This window comes from Sphingobacterium faecale, from assembly GCF_016746095.1.
GTDB classification, from domain to species: Bacteria; Bacteroidota; Bacteroidia; order Sphingobacteriales; family Sphingobacteriaceae; genus Sphingobacterium; species Sphingobacterium faecale.
Map to the genome: position 1 here is coordinate 91,326 of NZ_JAERTY010000011.1, position 18,650 is coordinate 109,975.

The following is an 18,650-nucleotide window of genomic DNA, read 5'->3' on the forward strand; positions in this document are numbered from 1 at the left end:
AAAAGCAATTGGAGATGGCAAAAACGAAAATATTGTTTGTTACCCACGAGATGTCGCCTTTCCTTGAAATAAGTAAAATTTCTGAAATAACACGCCAATTACCGCAAGCTATGCAGGAGAAAGGATTCGAAATTCGGATTCTAATGCCTCGCTTTGGTAGTATTAATGAGCGCAGAAATCGTCTTCACGAGGTGATAAGGTTGTCGGGAATGAATATAGTGGTGGATAATAACGATAATCCATTAATCATTAAAGTAGCTTCTTTGCCTGCTGCGCGTATGCAGGTGTATTTCTTGGATAACGAGGAGTATTTTCAGCGAAAGAAGACATTTAGAGATGAAGGAGACAAGTTCTTTGAGGACAACAACGAACGTTCTCTGTTCTTCTGCAAAGGAGCATTGGAGACAGTCAAGAAATTGGGTTGGTCTCCGGATGTGGTGCATTGCCATGGCTGGTTTACAGCAATGATACCTTTGTACTTGAAAAAGGTATATCACGATGATCCTACATTTAAAGATGCAAAAGTCTTTTATTCTTTGTTTAATGAAGAAAAGGATTTTGCGCTAACGGATACTGTGGGTTCGAAGTACGCAGGTATGGCTGCAGAGGAGGATGTGTCTCAGGAAGACGCTGCCGTCTATGGATCTGGAAGTTATATCGATGTCTATAAAGGGGCATTGCACTACACAGATGTCGTAGTAACGGTGGGTGAAAATCTGAATAAGGATATCCTTCAGTTTGTAGAAGACCAAAAGATCCGCGTGTTTAATCCGGATTCAGCAGAGGATTACGAAAACTTTGCGACACTGTATGAAGAGTTTGCTTCGGAAGAGGTCGAAGCTTAAAGTATAAAAAAAGAGCTGTCAGAATGACAGCTCTTTTTTTATAACATAATGACTTTTTCGAGAGATGATACCTTTTTATAGTAAGCAATCACGTCATCTGCACTATTTACAAAGGTTTCAATGGAAAGGGAATTGTATTTTCCTGTTTTTGAATCTTTGATTTGAATTTTTGTGCTAGGGTGCTCGAAAATTGTTTCTATCACCTGCTTATTTTCCGTAGTAGCGGGTACAATAAACTTAAACGTGTACAATGTTGGAAACTGTTCTACATCGATTAACTTCTCTCTGAAGCTTGCGTAGAAGTCATTGCCATCATTTTGATTGATGTCTTGAACGTTAATGTTTCCCAAATCTTTCATGTCTTTATTTTCCTTTCTTTCGAATGGTAATTGCAATTATTATGCCTATGTTATTTTGGCAGGTTATGGTCTGTTATGACGATTAACTAGGGTCTTGTGTCTTTGGCTTGTCCAAACTTCTTATTGGGCTTTGCACCCATTTCAAATTCTAGTTTTCCACCGCCCATAATATGGGTGTGGGTGATGTAGCTTTTTTGATAGGGTTTGCCGTTCCATGTGATGCGTTGGATATAGATATTGTTTTTTTCTTGATTTTTCACGGTTATTTCAAAAGATTTACCGTTAGACAGTGCTATCTTTGCCGATTTCATCAGAGGGGTGCCGAATATATATTTACCATCCATGGGATTTGCAGGATAGATCCCCATAGACGAAAATACATACCATGCGCTCATTTGTCCCGCATCGTCGTTGCCGCAGAGCCCATTGGGGGCGTCGGTATAATATTTTGTCATCGCTTTATGGGCGAGCTCTGCACTTTTCCATTGTTGACCGACATAGGTGTATAGGTAAGGGACATGGTGGTTGGGTTCGTTGCCTTGGGCGTATTGACCTATCATGCCGGAAATATCTGGAGAAGCATCATCGAGTATTTCTGGGAGTTGGATGAACTCATCGAGTTTGGCTATAAATTTTTGCTCGCCTCCCAAAAGGTTTATCAACCCCTGCACATCGTGCGGTACCAGCCAGGTGTATTGCCAGGCATTGCCTTCACAATAATCATTTTCTCTATGTTTGGCCATAAGGGGATCAAAAGGCCTTCTGAAATTACCATTGGCGTGGCGGCCTACAAAGTGGCCTACTTCTTTGTCGAAGTATTTTTCATATAGCTTATAACGCTGTTCAAAATATTGGGCGTCTTCCTCTTTATTAAGGTATTTGGCCATTTTGTAAGCTCCAAAATCAGCAATAGCATATTCTAAAGCCCAAGCTACCGATTCGTGATCCATGCTGTCAATCGGTATGTAGCTGAGCTCCCGAACGAATCGAAGGCCATTGTCATAGCCCATCGCAGTTGTTTTTACGGCCTCAAATGCGAGCTCATGGTCTGCTTTGTCGATAAATCCTTTCAATAGTGCATCTGCAATAACTGGGATGGCAGGAAGACCCACCATGGTATTGGTTTCATTGCCCCAGAGGTGCCATACCGGTAGTTTGCCCTGTTGCTGATATATTTTTAGCATCGTCTTGATATAATCTTTGTTCTTTTTGTCTTCTAGGACTGTCATCAAGGGATGTAATCCGCGATAGGTATCCCATAGTGAAAAAAGGGTGTAGTTCTCAAAGTTTTCCTGACGGTGTATCTGTTTGTCGGTGCCCATATAGTCCCCGTTGGCATCATTGAAAATAGTTGGTGCAAAATAGGAATGATATAGAGCAGTGTAGAAAATGGTTTTTGATCTTTGGTCTGCATCATAATCAATTTTTCCGAGTACGTCATTCCATTTTCTAGTGGCAGTTGTCTTGGCTTGCTCAAAGTTCCAGTTCGGTATCTCCTGTTGTATATTGTCTAGCGCATTTTCAAAGCTGACAGGCGATAAGCCTACTTTAAGTTCTACGGGAGTGTCAGCGTGTATGTCAATGAGTGCTTTGATGTGCGCTCCTTTGACAACAAGGTAGCCATTAAGCTTTTCGTTACCATTATAGAATTGTATGTTGCGTAACGAGGTGGAGGATTTGATGGCAAAATAAATCTTTTGGTCATCTGCCCAACCTTTAGAAAAACGGTAGCCTACCAGTGTGTGGTCATCCGCCAGCTTGAGGTAGGTGTCAGTGGCTTTGTCCCAATTCATCTGAAAACCGAGGTCAATCAATAGGTGAGGCGTATTTTTATTTTGGAAGGTATAACGGTGATAACCTACACGCTCGGAGCTTGTCATCTCGGCAAGTATACCATAATCTTCAAGCAATACTTTGTAATAGCCTGGGCGAACGGTTTCATTAGCCTTGCTGATGGTTGAGCCATAGCCTTGATCCATTTTGCCAAACGGGGCTGGTGAAAGGTGGTGGTGGCCTGTAGCTGGCAGTATCAATATGTCATTGAGATCGCCTATTCCAGTCCCGCTAAGGTGTGTGTGGGTAAAGCCTAGTATTTCCTCGCTTTTGTAGTTGTAGCCACTGCACCAATCCCAGCCGTTATATTTGTCCCAGGTCTGGGCAATCTGGCTTGGGCCGAGTTGAACCGCACCAGAAGGTACGTTGGCGCCGACGAAGACATGCCCATGTTCTGCAGAACCGATATAGGGATCTACATACTGCGTGTAGTCTTTTTTTTGAGCATTGCTTACTCCGATTTCTGCGAGTAATATCGCAGCTATTAAATAAGCTTTTAGTGGAAAGGTTATCATAAGCTTAGTGTGTGATAGTGTTATTGTTTTGTGAAGATAAAACCTTTTAGCAAACATTTGGCTATTTGCTTGCTAAAATTTTGTAATATTTTAGTAGTTTAGGCAGATGAAGAAGCGACTTTCTATTTCCGATATTGCCAAGAACCTAGGTATTTCTGTTACTACGGTGTCTTTTATTCTGAATGGTAAAGCTAAGGAGAAGCGTATAAGTGAAGCCCAAACCAAAAAAGTATTGGATTATGTGGATAAGGTGGGGTATAAGCCCAACCAATTAGCTAAGAGTTTACGGACGGGCAAATCGAAAACTCTAGGTTTGTTGGTCGAGGATATTTCTAATTCGTTCTTTGCAAATATTGCCGATCAGATTGAGAAGTTTGCCTATGATTTTGGATACCATATTGTTTACTGTAGTATGAACAATGACGTAAATCGGGCGAAGGAGCTGATACAGTTGTTTTATGACCGACAGATTGACGGGTTTATCATTGCTCCAACAGAAGGGCTAACAGAGGTCATTCAGCGACTGCTTAAGAATAATGTCCCTGTGGTTCTGTTTGATCGACATTTGGAGGACTTGGATACGAACTATGTGATTTCAGAAAATCATAAGGGGTCTTACGAAGGAACTCGTTTTTTGTTAGAAGAAAAGAAAGCCGCTCGTGTCGGTATGGTCACTATCGATTCCAATCAGTTGCAGATGCGGGGAAGGATGGAAGGTTATAAGGAGGCTGTGTGCGGATTGGAAAAGAAGATGTTGGTGGAGAAGATTGTTCGGGAGCAGCCTGAAGAGGATACCATTCAGCAGATTCGGGCGTTTATAGCGGAAAACCAATTGGATGGCGTGTTGTTTGCGACTAATTATTTGGCGCTATCTGGTTTAAAAGCCATTAAACGCTACAATCTACCGATAGAGAAATTGGTCTCTTTTGATGAGAACGCGTTGTTTTCATTGGTTGAACCAGCGGTAAGTGCTATATCTCAGAATATTCCTGTAATAGCTCGTCAGGTGGTCGATATATTGATTAATGAGATAAACGGTAAGAGTGACGGATTGGTGCAGGTTGTTGTGCCTTGTGAAGTTATTATTCGGTAGTGTAATGCAATACTGGGAGAGAAAAGACTTAGATTGTTTTTTTTAGTAAAAAAAGGAAGTTATCCTCCTAAAACTAAGCCTGAATAGCTTTGATTTTGTATAATTATGGACAGAAATACGAAGTTACTTCTTTCGTTTTTATCCGTAAATGATTTTTTCCACAGAAATTAATTCTTCTTATCACTTAATTTCAAAATCAGATTTTTTCGATTTGATTTTTACAGTCCAAAACTTTGTTTTTAGTAGTGCTAGGCTGTTTTTATTCCAAGTATGCGTTTTATTTAGAATGGTTTTAAATTGACAATTTGCGTCATTAAATTGTCAGGGATTGTTTATAAAGTCATACTTTTGTGCATTGTTTGGTAGGACTGTGTACTCCAGCAATAGAGTAAAGTAATTTTTATATTCATAAATAAATAGTATAAAGTGCTAAATATGAGAAATATCTCATCCGTATTGGGAAGACTTGCGAAGTCAATATCGATCAGTTTGGTATTGTTATTTGCCGTTACAATGACATCAAACGCGCAGGATGCAAAAGAAGGGGCTGCGTTATTTAAGGCGAACTGTAGTTCTTGTCACAAGATTGATAAGAAGTTTACGGGGCCAGCATTGGCTGGTATGTCCGAACGCCACGATGAAGAATGGTTGGTGAAGTGGATTAAGAACTCGGGAGCAATGATTGCTGCTGGGGATCCTATGGCTAAGCAGATCTTTGAAGAGTACAATAAAGTAGCGATGCCTGCTTTTACACAGTTTTCGGATGATCAGATCAAGGGAATTATTGCGTTTGTGAAAGAAGAGGAAGCGCGCTTGGCTGCTGGGCCAGCTGATGGCGGAGCTACAGGTGGTGCTGCTGCAACTAATGATGCTAATAATTTTATGATTATTGGTATGGCGGCTATCTTCTTATTAGCGATAGGGGTAATCGTGATCTTGAGTCGTGTTACTAAAACATTAGAGAAGGTTATTGCTAATAATCAGGCTGCTGTTGAGGCTGCTCGTGTACGTAATGAATCAGTAGAGGAGACTGGTAAGGTTAAGTTTGCTCAGAAGTTCTTGAAAAACAAGAAACTTGTTGGTTTTGCAGCCTTAATGGTTGTAGGATTGCTGGCTGTGTTGGGGTGGCAGACGATGTGGAATGTTGGTGTGCATCAGGGATATAAGCCGGTACAGCCGATCAAGTTTTCTCACCAAATACATGCTGGTGTTAACCAAATTGAATGTCAGTACTGTCATGGTGGTGCTTATAAGTCTAAAAATGCATCTATTCCATCTGCCAATGTTTGTATGAACTGTCACAATACAATCACGGCTTCAGACCATTACAATGGCGAGACGTCTCCAGAGATTTTGAAGTTGTATCGTGCGGTAGATTGGGATCCGGATACACGTACTTACGGTGATAATCCTCGTCCGATCGAGTGGGTTAGAATTCATAACTTGCCAGATTTTGCTTACTTTAACCACTCGCAACACGTTTCTGTTGCAGGTATTGAGTGTCAGACCTGTCACGGTCCTATCGAGACGATGGAAGAAGTGTATCAGTATTCGCCTTTGACCATGAAATGGTGTGTGGACTGTCATAAGACGACAGAGGTGAATGCCGATAATAAGTACTACGATCAGTTGATCGAGGCACATGAGAAATTGAAGAAGGGTGAGAAGATGACTGCAGCAATGATCGGTGGTCTAGAGTGTGGTAAGTGTCACTATTAATAATTAAATCGAAAAACGCAATCTTATATACAGCTTAAATGGATAGCAATAAAAAATATTGGAAGGGTTTAGAAGAATTGAATCAAACGCCTGCTTTTGTTGAAAACAACAAGGGGGAGTTTGCTGAGCCTATTCCTGTAGAAGATGTATTAAATGAAGCAGGTTTAAGTACAAGAACTCCACGTCGTGATTTCTTGAAAGCTTTAGGGTTTGGTTTGGGCGCTGTTACGTTGGCAGCATGTAACCGTACACCGGTTCACAAGGCTGTTCCTTACGTAATCAAGCCAGAGGAGATTACTCCAGGTATTCCAAACTACTATGCTTCCTCTTTTAATGGGCAGAGTATTTTGGTTAGAACACGTGAGGGGCGTCCTATTTCTGTAGAGGCAAATCCGAATGGTGTTGGTTTGAATCAAGGTACGGATGCTAATACGGTGGCTTCTGTTCTTGATTTGTACGATATGTCCAAATTGCAGAACCCACAGATTGGTGGTAAAGATGTAGAATGGTCTAAGTTAGATGCTACGGTGATCGCAGCATTAACAAAAGCAGCAGCAGCAGGCAAACAGATTACCATTGTCTCTAACACGGTGAATTCACCTTCGACATTGGCTTCTATCGCTAAATTGTCCGCAAAATATCCTACTGCTAATCATATTCAAGTAGATGCAATATCGTATAGCGGTATTGTTGAAGCAAATAAAAACAATTTTGGCAAAGCTGTAATTCCAAGTTACAATTTCGGTAATGCTCAGATTGTAGTTTCAGTTGCAGCCGATTTCTTAGGATCTTGGTTAGCAGGTGAAGAGCATACACAAGATTATATTAAAAACCGTGACTACAAATCGTTGAAAAACGGTAAGATGTCACGTCATATCCAGTTCGAATCTGGTCTTTCGATGACCGGTTCAAATGCGGACGTTCGTATCGCTATCAAGCCTTCAGAAGAAGGTGCTGTATTGATTTCATTATACAATGAGATCACAGGACAGTCTGTTGCTGGTGGTACCACGAATGCGAAAGCACAAACGGCGATCAAGTTGGCTGCGAAAGAGTTGGTAGCTGCAAAAGGAAAATCTATTGTTGTTGCAGGAGCGAATGATGTGAATGTGCAGTCGTTAGTGAATGCAATCAATACGCAATTGGGTGCTTATGGTATTATTATCGATTTGGATAATTACTCGAAGCAACACCAAGGTTCAGATGCCGCATTCCAACAATTCTTGACAGCTGCAAAAGCTGGACAGGTTGGCGTTGCATTCTTCTTAAACAGCAACCCAGTTTACGATTACTTTAAAGCAGAGGATGTTAAAGCAGCTATTGCGAAAATAGACTTTACATTGTCGTTTGCTGATCGTGCAGAGGAAACAGCTTCTACATTGAATGCTATCGCACCAGTTCCTACTTATTTGGAATCATGGGGTGATGCGTCTTCTAAAGAGGGCTTATATACGGTTGTACAGCCGACTATCAATCCGGTATTCAATACAAGACAAGCTGAACAAAGTTTGTTGGTTTGGGCTGGTGAGACAACAAACATCTACGATTTCGTAAAACAAACTTGGGATACGACTATCTTAGCTGGAACAGGTAAATCATGGAAAGATGTACTACAGGTTGGATACATCTATAAAGGAACAAACCAAGGATCGTCTTATTCTGCTAATGTAGATGTGAATGCAGTGTCTTCTGCAATCGTTGCTGATGCTAAGAAAGTCGCTGGTGAAGTCGAGTTGAAATTGTACGAGTCTACGGTGATGCGCGATGGTCGTTACGCCAACAACGCGTACTTACAAGAATTGCCTGATCCGGTGTCTAAGGTTACTTGGGATAACTACGCCGCTCTTAACCCTAAATTTGCGGAGCAATTAGGCTTGGGAGAAAATGGTAAAGTAAAAGTTGAAGCTAACGGTTACAGCCTTGAACTTCCAGTGGTATTACAGCCAGGACAAGCAATGGGTACGGTTTCTGTGGCTTTGGGATACGGTCGTACACATGTTGGTAAAGCGGGTAATAATGTAGGTCACAATGCTTATCCTTTCGCTGCATTGGTGAATGGTACAGTACAGTTAGCTGCTAAAGCTACCGTAACTAAAGCTTCTGGTACTTATGAATTGGCGCAAACACAGACACACCATACGATCGAGGGCCGTAATATTATTCGTGAGACTACTTTTGCGAAGTATTTGAAGGATCCAAACTCAGAGTCTGGTCGTTTCTCGGATACACACAAAACGTACGATTTGTGGAACAAGTTTGAACAACCAGGCCACAAATGGGTCATGGCTATCGACTTGAACGCATGTACAGGTTGTGGTTCATGTATCGTAGCGTGTAACGTGGAGAATAACATTCCTGTTGTAGGACGTGACGAGGTTCGTCGTCGTCGTGAAATGCACTGGTTACGTATTGACCGTTACTACACCATCGAAGATAACGGTACAAAATATACGAAAGAGAAAGAGATTGCTCATATCGATGACTTCGAAAATGTAACGGTTGTTCATCAACCTATGTTGTGTCAGCACTGTGAGCATGCACCATGCGAAACGGTATGTCCGGTATTGGCAACAGTACACTCTTCCGAAGGTCTTAACCATATGGCTTACAACCGTTGTTTCGGTACGCGTTACTGTGCGAACAACTGTCCATATAAAGTACGTCGTTTCAACTGGTTCAACTACTGGAATGATTCCCGTTTTGACAACTACTTAAACAACGAGTTTACACAATTGGTATTGAATCCTGATGTTACGACACGTTCCCGTGGGGTAATGGAAAAATGTTCGATGTGTATCCAACGTATTCAGGCAGGTAAATTGCAGGCTAAGATGGAGAATCGTAAATTGAAAGATGGCGATGTTAAAATGGCTTGTCAAGCGGCATGTTCAGCTAACGCAATCATCTTCGGTGATGCTAACGATCCTGAATCTGAAGTGTCAAAAGCATTACGTAACGAACGTGTGTACTACGTCTTAGAAGAAATCAATGTTCAGCCGAACATCGGTTATATGACTAAGGTAAGAAACACATTTGAAGCATAATTTTATTCTATATCTGAAATAAAACAACTATGTCATCGCATAACGAATCAATATTAAGAGAACCATTAATGACCGGTAAGGGCATCACTTACGCACAAGTGACTGATGATATCCTTTTACCGGTTGAGAATAAGCCAAACAAAGCTTGGTGGATAGGATTTATCGTAGCCGTGTGTGGAGCTATGTTATGGGTCGTAAGTGTTGGATACACGTTTTGGACGGGTATCGGTGCTTGGGGTCTGAATAAAACTGTGGGGTGGGCTTGGGATATCACCGACTTTGTGTGGTGGGTAGGTATCGGGCACGCCGGAACGCTGATTTCAGCGGTATTATTAATTTTCCGTCAGAACTGGCGGAACTCGATTAACCGTTCGGCAGAGGCGATGACGATCTTCGCCGTTATCTGTGCCGCAACTTATGTTGTAGCGCATATGGGACGCCCTTGGTTAGCGTACTGGATTTTCCCACTTCCTAACCAGTTCGGTTCACTGTGGGTAAACTTTAACTCGCCGTTGGTATGGGATGCGTTTGCGATCTCTACATACTTTACGGTATCCTTAGTGTTCTGGTACTGTGGATTGTTACCGGATATCGCTACAGTACGTGACCGTGCGGAAGGGTTGAGAAAGAAAATTTACTCTGTTCTTTCCTTCGGATGGAATGGATCTGTAAAATCGTGGCAACGTTTTGAGATCGTATCACTGATCTTAGCTGGTATTTCTACACCACTGGTACTTTCGGTACACACGATTGTATCCATGGACTTTGCAACATCTGTTATTCCAGGATGGCATACAACGATTTTCCCTCCGTACTTCGTAGCGGGAGCGATTTTCTCTGGTTTTGCGATGGTACAGACATTATTGTTGATCCTTCGTAAAGTCATGAACTTTGAGCATTACATCACCATGTTCCATATCGAAGCGATGAACAAGATCATTATGGTGACGGGTTCTATCGTTGGTGTAGCGTATCTAACGGAGTTGTTTATTGCATGGTACTCAGGTTCTGAATATGAGATGTACGCTTTTGCTAACCGTATTGCGGGACCGTATGCTTGGGCATATTGGGCGATGATGACCTGTAACGTGATCTCTCCGCAGTTGTTCTGGTTCAAGAAGATCCGTACAAGTATTCCTATCTCTTGGGTATTGTCTATTATCGTAAATATTGGTATGTGGTTCGAACGTTTCGTAATTATTGTTACATCGTTGCACCGCGATTACCTACCTTCTTCATGGGCAATGTTCTACCCAACCTGGGTTGACGTTGGTATCTTTGTAGGTTCGATCGGATTGTTCTTTACTTTGTTCCTATTGTTCTTACGTTTCTTACCAGGTATAGCAATAGCCGAAGTGAAATTATTGTTGAAGAGCTCTAGTTTGCAACATAAAACTAAGCTTGTTCAAGAAGGGGCATTCCCTGATGATCAAGTGGAGTTCTTTAGAGAATCAATGAAGAAATATGACTCTGTAACAGAGGAAGAAATTAACGCATTACGTAAAAAATAATAGCAATGAGCAATACAAAATATATATTAGGAAGTTTTGCGGATCCTGACGAGATGATGGATGGGATTGATAAATTGCAAGCAAACAACATCAGCATATACGATTGTTTTACCCCTATGCCTATTCACGGTATTGAAGCTAAATTAGGTGTTAGACCTTCTCGTCTACCGATAGCCGCATTCTGTTTTGGAGGTTTAGGATTGATATTAGGATTTAGCTTATTGTATTTCACCATGTCTTACGATTGGCCGATGAATATCGGAGGTAAGCCTTCGATGCCATTGCCTAACTTTGTACCGGTTACTTTTGAGGTAACGATATTATTATGTGCATTGGGTATGGTAGCTACCTTCTTTTTCCGTAATCATTTGTTCCCAGGACGTGCACCACGTGTGATGGATCTGAGAGCTACGGACGACCGCTTTATCATTGCTATTGATGCACGTGATAATGCTGATCATACGTTGATTGACAATTTGTTAAAAGAAGCTGGTGCAGTAGAAGTTAAGTACAATGAAAGAAAATATGTTAGTTATGAATAAGAAGAATTTTCTTGGCGCTGTATGTGTAGCGGTAGCTTTCGCTGCAGTAACTACTGCTTGTGGTGACGGGACAACGCGTAGCACAGGTTTAGAATTTTCACGTAATATGTATGATCCGATCGCTTATAATCCGGATCAGCCAAATAATAATTTTAAAAATAAGCAGACTGCACAAACTCCTCCGGCAGGGACGGATCCTATCGGTTTCGAGCGCTTTGGATCGGAGTACGAGAATACTGTTGAAGATTACACACGTGCGGGAGCTGAGTTAACTAATCCGCTTGAAGCGACGAAGGAAAACCTTGCACAGGGTGAGCATTTGTTTATAGCCAACTGTGCGGTATGTCATGGTAAAGAGGGTAAAGGTGATGGCTCGATTACGAAAGATCGTCAAGTGACCGATTCAAGAGGAACTCGTAAGTTGGAGAACTTTCCTCCTCCACCGTCGTATGCTATCTCATCTGGAGCAAACTCATCTAGAGGTGGTGCTATGGCTGATCTTACAGCGGGAAAGATTTATCATACTATTTACTACGGTTTGAATACAATGGGATCACACGCATCTCAGTTGAATCCAGAGGAACGTTGGAAAGTAGTTATGTATGTACAAGAATTACAAAAGAAATAACCTAACATCAATTTTATAAATGGGAACTCACAATCATCATCACGATTATAATTTCAGCGAGCAGTATACTTTTGCTGGCACGGCTAAGGTGATTAGCCTAGTTGCTATCGTATTGGGTATAGCTGCCATTGCTTTCGGTATGTTATCAAGTGAACATATTATTGTTGAGCGTACATATGCTAACCTGTTATTGATGGGGTATTATTTTACTTGTGTATGTGCAGCGGGAGCATTTTTTGTCGCTCTTCAATTAGTAACACAATCGGCTTGGTCTGCTGGATTAATACGTATTCCTCAGGCTATGGCGAGTATTTTGCCTATAGCATCACTGGTTCTTCTAGTTATAGTAGGATTAGGGTTATATACGCACAATCTTTATCACCACTGGCATGCAGATGGCTTAATGGACCCAAATAGTCCAAATTACGATGCGCTAGTGGCTGGTAAGCAAGCTTTTTTGAATGTACCTGGATTTTTGATTCGTCAAATCTTATTCATGGGTAGCTACAGTATCTTTGCTTTCATTTTGGCTAAGTTGTCTTACAACGAAGACTTAGAAGGTGGACTTACATCGTACAAAAAAGGATTTAAACTTTCTGCTATTTTCTTAGTAGTATTTGGTTTTACAACACCAATTTGGTCTTTTGACACGATCATGTCGTTAGAGGCACATTGGTTCTCTACTATGTTTGGCTGGTATAACTTCGCTGCAATGTGGGTAAGTGGGCTATGTGTTATTACGGTAATACTTATCCTGTTGAAGAAAGCAGGTTATATGGCTTGGGTAAACGAAAATCACTTACATGATTTAGGGAAGTTAATCTTTGGTTTCTCTATTTTCTGGACTTATGTTTGGTTTGCTCAGTTTATGTTGATCTATTACTCTAATATTCCAGAGGAGACGGTATATTTCTACAAGCGTTTCGAACCAGAATATAAATTGTGGTTTTGGTTAAGTATTGTTATTAACTTTGTAGCACCTTTGTTATTATTGGTGGACAGAGATCTGAAGCGTAAGCAGAACGCTATGTTGTTTGTCGCTATATTGTTGTTATGCGGTCACTGGTTGGATTATTATATTATGATAATGCCAGGTACTGTTGATACAGAGAGAGGGTTCGGCGTTATAGAGGTGGGTACAGCTATCGGTTTCGTTGGATTGTTTACTTTCTTGGTGATGAATAAGTTGAGTAAACATGCTTTGGTGCCCAAGAATCATCCTTTCTTGGACGAAAGTTTACATCATCAGATTTAATAGAACTAAAGAGATCACGTTCAAACGTTTATTATAAGAAATGAATTTAAAAATAAATAACAGGTTTAAATCCATAATGGGTTTACTACTATTGATCAGCTTTTGTTTTGTAGTGCCAGTATCGGCCGCACAAAGTGATTCTACTGTGGTGGATACTACAGCAACTGTTACAGCTGTTGCTACAACTGATTCAACATCAGTAGATACTGCTGGAGCGGCTGTTGTTACAGATTCTAGTGCTACTGATGTGTCTGCAACAGCTACGGATGGAGCTGCAGTTGCGAAAGTAGAGGAGGCTACTAAAATAGCCCCTCAGGTTTACAAGAATTTTTTCTATTATGTGTTACTGTTCTTGGTAGCATGTACAATCATAGCAGTGATTGGAAAAATCCATTCGGTTTATGTGTTGACACGTAAGATGAACGGAAAGTACAACCCACTGAGTAATAACAACTGGCAGGCGGGCTTGTTTCTTTTGTTTTTGGTTGTTTTCCTAGCGGGTGTTTACTATTCCTACGCTGTGTGGGGAAGTTGGGCTTGGCGCGATGCAGCGACCGAACATGGTAAAGCGATTGACCAGATGTTTATCATCACATTAGTGATTACTACTTTTGTTTTGGTAATAACGCATATCGTTTTGTTGACATTTACCTATGTCTACAGAATGAGAGCAAAACGTATGGCTTATTATTATCCACATAACGATGCCATTGAGCGTATTTGGACAATTGTTCCGGCAATTGTATTAACCGTTTTGGTATTGTTTGGATTCTTTACATGGAGATCAATTACAAATGTTCCTGAGGAGTTACAAAAATCGGCAATACAAGTTGAGGTATTGGGAGAGCAATTCCAATGGCATGTTCGTTATCCTGGAGCTGATGGTATAATCGGCAAGCGTAATTATAAAATGACATCCCCTACAAATGGTTACGGTATCGATTTTAACGATAAAAACTCGTGGGATGATATTCGCGGCGAAGACATTGTTATTCCCGTAAACAAATCCGTGCGTTTTCATATTATTTCTAAAGATATTATCCACTCATTTTATATTCCTGATTTCCGTGTACAGGTTAATGCGGTACCAGGTATGACTAACTATTTCCAGTTTACACCTACTGTAACTACTGAGGAGATGCGTGATCGTATGAATGACCCTAACTACAATTTTATCATGTTATGTAATAAGATTTGCGGTTCAGGTCACTGGAATATGGGTAAGAAGGTAATAGTAGTTACCGAAGCTGAATATAAAGATTGGTTGAGCAAACAACAAAAGTACTTCACAGAAGAACTTCAACAGGAGTTTGCTGGTACGAGCGAAGTCGAAGGGATTACAACAGCTTCTGTCAATTAATTGTTAAAAGAATTTATAATAGAATATGTCAAGCACAGTTATATCACACGACGCAGGTCATCATGATGCACATGGTCATCACCATGAGACTTTCCTAACAAAGTATATCTTTAGTCAGGATCATAAGATGATTGCGAAGCAATTCTTGATTACGGGTATCATCATGGCCGTTTTCGCCATGCTATTGTCCCTTTTGTTCCGTATCCAACTCGCTTGGCCGGATAAGGATTTTCCAATATTAGAAGTTTTCTTAGGTAAATGGGCCGAGGGAGGTCGTATTAAGCCCGAGTTCTTCTTATCTTTAGTGACTATCCACGGTACCATGATGGTTTTCTTCGTATTGACAGCAGGTTTGTCAGGTACGTTTAGTAACCTTCTGATACCTTATCAACTGGGAGCCCGGGATATGGCGTCTCCTTTTATGAACATGCTATCCTACTGGTTCTTCTTTGTAGCCTGTGTGATTATGGTAGGTTCGTTCTTTGTTGAAAGTGGACCTGCATCTGCAGGATGGACGATCTACCCGCCATTGTCAGCTCTTCCTACATCCATCGCAGGATCAGGCTTAGGGATGACATTGTGGTTAGCCAGTATGGTATTGTTTATTGCCTCTCAGGTAATGGGTGGTGTAAACTATATCAGTACGGTATTGAATATGCGTACTAAAGGGATGGATCTTTGGAGAATGCCATTGACTATCTGGTCTTTCTTCTTAACTGCGATTGTTGGTTTGCTTTCGTTCCCAGTATTAGTTTCAGCTGTAGTATTGCTTATATTCGACCGTTCAGCAGGTACTTCTTTCTACTTATCGGATTTAGTAGTAGGTGGTCAGATTTTACCTAATGAAGGTGGTTCTCCGATCTTGTTCCAACACTTATTCTGGTTCTTAGGTCACCCTGAGGTTTATATCGTTGTTATGCCTGCGTTAGGTTTGACATCTGAAGTTATCTCTACAAACTCTCGTAAACCGATCTTCGGTTATCATGCGATGGTTTACTCTTTAGTAGGTATTACTGTACTTTCCTTTATCGTATGGGGGCACCACATGTTTGTAACGGGTATGAATCCTTTCTTAGGAGGCGTATTTATGATTACAACATTGATTATTGCAGTACCTTCGGCAGTTAAGGCCTTCAACTATATGGCTACTCTTTGGAGAGGTAATATCCGTTTTACACCAGCAATGATGTTTGCTATCGGTATGGTATCTTTCTTTATTTCCGGTGGTTTGACAGGTATTTTCTTAGGTAATGCGACGTTGGATATAAATATACATGATACTTACTTTGTCGTAGCTCACTTCCACTTGGTAATGGGTTCTGCATCTATCTTTGGTATGTTGTGTGGTGTGTACCACTGGTATCCGAAAATGTTCGGTAGAATGATGAACGAGAAATTGGGTTATTTCCACTTCTGGTTGACTTTTGTCGGTGCTTACCTGGTATTCTTCCCAATGCACTTTATGGGTATCGATGGTGTGCCTCGTCGTTACTATGCCTTTACGGAGTTCCCTTTCATGGAGAAATGGGTTTCTGTCAACGTATTGGTTACTTGGGCGGCAATTATAGCAGGTCTAGGCCAGTTGGCATTCTTGATTAATTTCTTCGGTTCTATCTGGAACGGTAAGAAAGCAACGCAAAACCCTTGGAATTCAAATACATTGGAGTGGACTACTCCAGTAGAACATATTCACGGCAACTGGCCAGGAGAAATCCCTACAGTATACCGTTGGCCTTATGATTATTCAAAGCCGGGTCATGACGAAGATTTTATTCCTCAGAACGTACCATTCTCGCAAACAATGAGTTCGAATATGATTCACGATTTTGAAGGAGATGATGAAGCTGTTCGTATACAAGAGCAGTGGAACAAAGAAAATAATAGAGTAGTAGAAGGTTAGGTTTTTAACCTACCTTCTATTGCATGGATGATGTAAAGTGTAATCGATGTATCCAGCTGGAGAAAAGAGATTTGTTAAAATCAATAGGTTTACGATATTTATCTTATTTGTCGTTATCACAGCTGGTGGTGTAGTAAGAAGTACAGGTTCAGGGATGGGCTGTCCAGATTGGCCGAAGTGTTTCAATCAGATTGTACCGCCTACCCATGTTTCTCAGTTACCGGAAGGTTATGAGCAGCATTATATTGACGGAAGGGTTAAAAAGAACGATCGTTTCGCAAAGATGGTCGAACTATTTGGCTTTCCGGAGCTTGCAGATAATATCCGTCACGACGAGTCTATTTTGAAACATGAAGAATTTAATGTTGCAAAGACTTGGACGGAGTATATCAATCGGCTAGCTGGTGTTGTCGCAGGGTTTGCACTCCTTTTTACCGCTATATACTCATTCACCTACATCAAATCCAAACCATCCATCTTTGTATGGAGCGTTCTTAATCTTTTTGCAGTAGTATTACAGGCTTGGTTAGGTTCCATAGTCGTTTCTACGAATTTGATGCCTTGGATAATAACGGTACACATGCTGTTGGCACTCATTATAGTAGCGATTAGCATATACACGTTCTATCTGGCAACAACTTTTAGAAATAAGACTATTTTAATCAACTACCCATCTGGAGGTCTTAAAGCACTAGCTATGTTCTCCTTGGTGATTATGTTGGTGCAGGTCGTCTATGGTACAGAAGTCCGTGAGGCAATAGATCATCTAAACTATTTGGGTAAAGATAGAACAACTTGGATCGACTCGATAGGTAATGTGTATGAAATCCACCGGATTTTGGCCTATGTGACGTTTGCAATCACGGTCTTGTTTTTCTTTTTGGTGAAGAATAGGTTCAGCGCAAACTCCATTCAAAGTCGCTACGCTTGGATTGTTTTGACTTTGGTACTGATTCAGATGGCCACAGGAATTATTCTTGCTCGTTTTTCGGTACCGGCTGTTGCTCAAACAACACACTTGGTAATCGCAAGTCTGTTTTTTGGAGCGCAATATTATTTAATGCTTTTGATGACTAAGTTGAAGAGATAATGAGAAGTGCTGTTTTTTCTTTTTTAGCGTACAGGGAGGTGAAGAATTAAATGAAGACCTTTATATCTGATTTTAACAAATTAGTCAAATTAAGATTAACGTTAACTGTTGTTTTTTCGGCGTCTATATCATTTTTGATCGGAGCTGAACAACAGGGTGAAGTAATGTGGCTCAATTGGGTATTGTTGACAATTGGTGGTTTTCTAGTAACAGGAGCTGCTAATGGATTTAACGAGATCATTGAGAAAGATATAGATAAGCTGATGAAGCGGACGATGGATCGCCCGTTGCCTGCTGGTCGTATGACTACAGGGCAAGCGTTGGTCTTGAGTGTTTTTATGGGCATTTTGGGTACAATGGTTCTCGTGAAGCTCAATTTTATCGCAGGGTTGCTATCGGTGTTTTCTATATTTTTGTATGCCTTTGTGTACACCCCACTGAAACAGAAATCGCCTATTGCGGTATTTGTAGGGGCCATTCCAGGAGCGTTGCCGCCGTTGATTGGGTACTATGCTGCTTTCAAATCTGCAGGGTTCGGCTTGGAGTACGCCGCGGTTAGTGAAGCTGCAGTGGTGATTACCCCTTTGGTGTTGTTTGCTATTCAGTTTTTCTGGCAGTATCCCCATTTTTGGGCGATTGCTTGGGTAGCAGACGACGATTATAGGAATGCAGGTATTCGTTTATTGCCAACAACCAAGAAGGATACGGCTTCTGCAGGGTTGATTTTTATCTCCGCGTTGCTGATGATCCCAGCAGGATTCTTGCCCATGTATTATGGCTTTGGTGGGTTGGTGTTTACGATTGTATCGTTGTTAGGTGGATTGATGTTTACGTGGTACGGTTATCAACATTATAAGTTACGTACGGACGCATCAGCCAAGAAGGTAATGTATGTTTCCTTTTTGTACTTACCACTCACACAGCTCGTACTTTTATTTGACTTTATTCCTTTTTAA

Annotated in this window: 14 protein-coding genes; 12 read left to right on the forward strand and 2 right to left on the reverse strand. The window is 41.1% G+C overall.

Annotated elements, in window-relative coordinates; genetic code table 11:
• Positions 1-14 precede the first annotated feature (14 nt).
• Positions 15-845 (forward strand): glycogen/starch synthase, encoded by an 831-nt coding sequence (locus tag JKG61_RS19125; protein ID WP_202104570.1) that lies wholly within the window; start codon positions 15-17, stop codon positions 843-845.
• Positions 846-883: 38 nt separating this feature from the next.
• Here JKG61_RS19125 and JKG61_RS19130 read toward each other — a convergent pair whose 3' ends face one another.
• Together JKG61_RS19130 and JKG61_RS19135 are read right to left on the reverse strand one after the other, a co-directional pair.
• The gene (locus tag JKG61_RS19130) at positions 884-1,204 is read right to left on the reverse strand and encodes a DUF493 domain-containing protein (protein WP_202104571.1); all 321 of its coding nucleotides are present in this window, start codon (positions 1,202-1,204) and stop codon (positions 884-886) included.
• A gap of 86 nt (positions 1,205-1,290) precedes the next feature.
• Complete coding sequence (locus JKG61_RS19135) at positions 1,291-3,552, reverse strand: GH92 family glycosyl hydrolase (protein WP_202104572.1); 2,262 nt, start codon at positions 3,550-3,552, stop codon at positions 1,291-1,293.
• Positions 3,553-3,658: 106 nt separating this feature from the next.
• On the opposite strand from JKG61_RS19135, the gene JKG61_RS19140 reads away from it, so the two are divergent.
• From JKG61_RS19140 to cyoE, 11 genes are all read left to right on the forward strand, one after another.
• On the forward strand, positions 3,659-4,645 hold the full coding sequence (locus JKG61_RS19140) for a LacI family DNA-binding transcriptional regulator (RefSeq protein WP_202104573.1): 987 nt from the start codon (positions 3,659-3,661) through the stop codon (positions 4,643-4,645).
• 435 nt (positions 4,646-5,080) lie between these two features.
• Entirely contained in the window at positions 5,081-6,364 is a 1,284-nt protein-coding gene (locus tag JKG61_RS19145) for a cytochrome c3 family protein (protein WP_202104574.1), read from the forward strand.
• Between the two features lie 38 nt (positions 6,365-6,402).
• Positions 6,403-9,408: a TAT-variant-translocated molybdopterin oxidoreductase gene (locus tag JKG61_RS19150; RefSeq protein ID WP_202104575.1), complete on the forward strand. Its 3,006-nt coding sequence runs from the start codon at positions 6,403-6,405 to the stop codon at positions 9,406-9,408.
• 29 nt (positions 9,409-9,437) lie between these two features.
• A complete protein-coding gene (gene nrfD / locus JKG61_RS19155) occupies positions 9,438-10,919 on the forward strand; it encodes an NrfD/PsrC family molybdoenzyme membrane anchor subunit (protein WP_021071289.1) in 1,482 nt (493 codons plus the stop codon).
• Positions 10,920-10,924: 5 nt separating this feature from the next.
• Positions 10,925-11,461 (forward strand): DUF3341 domain-containing protein, encoded by a 537-nt coding sequence (locus JKG61_RS19160; protein WP_021071290.1) that lies wholly within the window; start codon positions 10,925-10,927, stop codon positions 11,459-11,461.
• On the forward strand, positions 11,433-12,089 hold the full coding sequence (locus tag JKG61_RS19165; protein WP_202104576.1) for a c-type cytochrome: 657 nt from the start codon (positions 11,433-11,435) through the stop codon (positions 12,087-12,089). The genes JKG61_RS19160 and JKG61_RS19165 overlap by 29 nt, the downstream gene beginning before the upstream one ends.
• A gap of 19 nt (positions 12,090-12,108) precedes the next feature.
• Positions 12,109-13,344, forward strand: coding sequence for a quinol:cytochrome C oxidoreductase (locus JKG61_RS19170; protein ID WP_202104577.1), 1,236 nt, complete (start codon positions 12,109-12,111; stop codon positions 13,342-13,344).
• 76 nt (positions 13,345-13,420) lie between these two features.
• On the forward strand, positions 13,421-14,704 hold the full coding sequence (locus JKG61_RS19175) for a cytochrome c oxidase subunit II (protein WP_021071293.1): 1,284 nt from the start codon (positions 13,421-13,423) through the stop codon (positions 14,702-14,704).
• A gap of 25 nt (positions 14,705-14,729) precedes the next feature.
• Positions 14,730-16,604 (forward strand): cytochrome c oxidase subunit I, encoded by a 1,875-nt coding sequence (locus JKG61_RS19180; protein ID WP_202104578.1) that lies wholly within the window; start codon positions 14,730-14,732, stop codon positions 16,602-16,604.
• A 46-nt stretch (positions 16,605-16,650) separates the two neighbouring features.
• Entirely contained in the window at positions 16,651-17,694 is a 1,044-nt protein-coding gene (locus tag JKG61_RS19185) for a COX15/CtaA family protein (protein ID WP_202104579.1), read from the forward strand.
• A 50-nt stretch (positions 17,695-17,744) separates the two neighbouring features.
• Complete coding sequence (cyoE, locus tag JKG61_RS19190; RefSeq protein ID WP_202104580.1) at positions 17,745-18,650, forward strand: heme o synthase; 906 nt, start codon at positions 17,745-17,747, stop codon at positions 18,648-18,650.

Excerpts from the sequence above, each read along its gene's own strand:
- JKG61_RS19160 (WP_021071290.1), top strand. The coding sequence starts at position 10,925 with ATGAGCAATACAAAATATATATTAGGAAGTTTTGCGGATCCTGACGAG.
- JKG61_RS19140 (WP_202104573.1), top strand. The coding sequence starts at position 3,659 with ATGAAGAAGCGACTTTCTATTTCCGATATTGCCAAGAACCTAGGTATT.
- JKG61_RS19145 (WP_202104574.1), top strand. The coding sequence starts at position 5,081 with ATGAGAAATATCTCATCCGTATTGGGAAGACTTGCGAAGTCAATATCG.
- JKG61_RS19170 (WP_202104577.1), top strand. The coding sequence starts at position 12,109 with ATGGGAACTCACAATCATCATCACGATTATAATTTCAGCGAGCAGTAT.
- JKG61_RS19150 (WP_202104575.1), top strand. The coding sequence starts at position 6,403 with ATGGATAGCAATAAAAAATATTGGAAGGGTTTAGAAGAATTGAATCAA.
- JKG61_RS19125 (WP_202104570.1), top strand. The coding sequence starts at position 15 with ATGGCAAAAACGAAAATATTGTTTGTTACCCACGAGATGTCGCCTTTC.
- nrfD (WP_021071289.1), top strand. The coding sequence starts at position 9,438 with ATGTCATCGCATAACGAATCAATATTAAGAGAACCATTAATGACCGGT.
- JKG61_RS19165 (WP_202104576.1), top strand. The coding sequence starts at position 11,433 with ATGAAAGAAAATATGTTAGTTATGAATAAGAAGAATTTTCTTGGCGCT.
- JKG61_RS19185 (WP_202104579.1), top strand. The coding sequence starts at position 16,651 with ATGTATCCAGCTGGAGAAAAGAGATTTGTTAAAATCAATAGGTTTACG.
- JKG61_RS19135 (WP_202104572.1), bottom strand. The coding sequence starts at position 3,552 with ATGATAACCTTTCCACTAAAAGCTTATTTAATAGCTGCGATATTACTC.
- cyoE (WP_202104580.1), top strand. The coding sequence starts at position 17,745 with ATGAAGACCTTTATATCTGATTTTAACAAATTAGTCAAATTAAGATTA.
- JKG61_RS19175 (WP_021071293.1), top strand. The coding sequence starts at position 13,421 with ATGGGTTTACTACTATTGATCAGCTTTTGTTTTGTAGTGCCAGTATCG.
- JKG61_RS19180 (WP_202104578.1), top strand. The coding sequence starts at position 14,730 with ATGTCAAGCACAGTTATATCACACGACGCAGGTCATCATGATGCACAT.
- JKG61_RS19130 (WP_202104571.1), bottom strand. The coding sequence starts at position 1,204 with ATGAAAGATTTGGGAAACATTAACGTTCAAGACATCAATCAAAATGAT.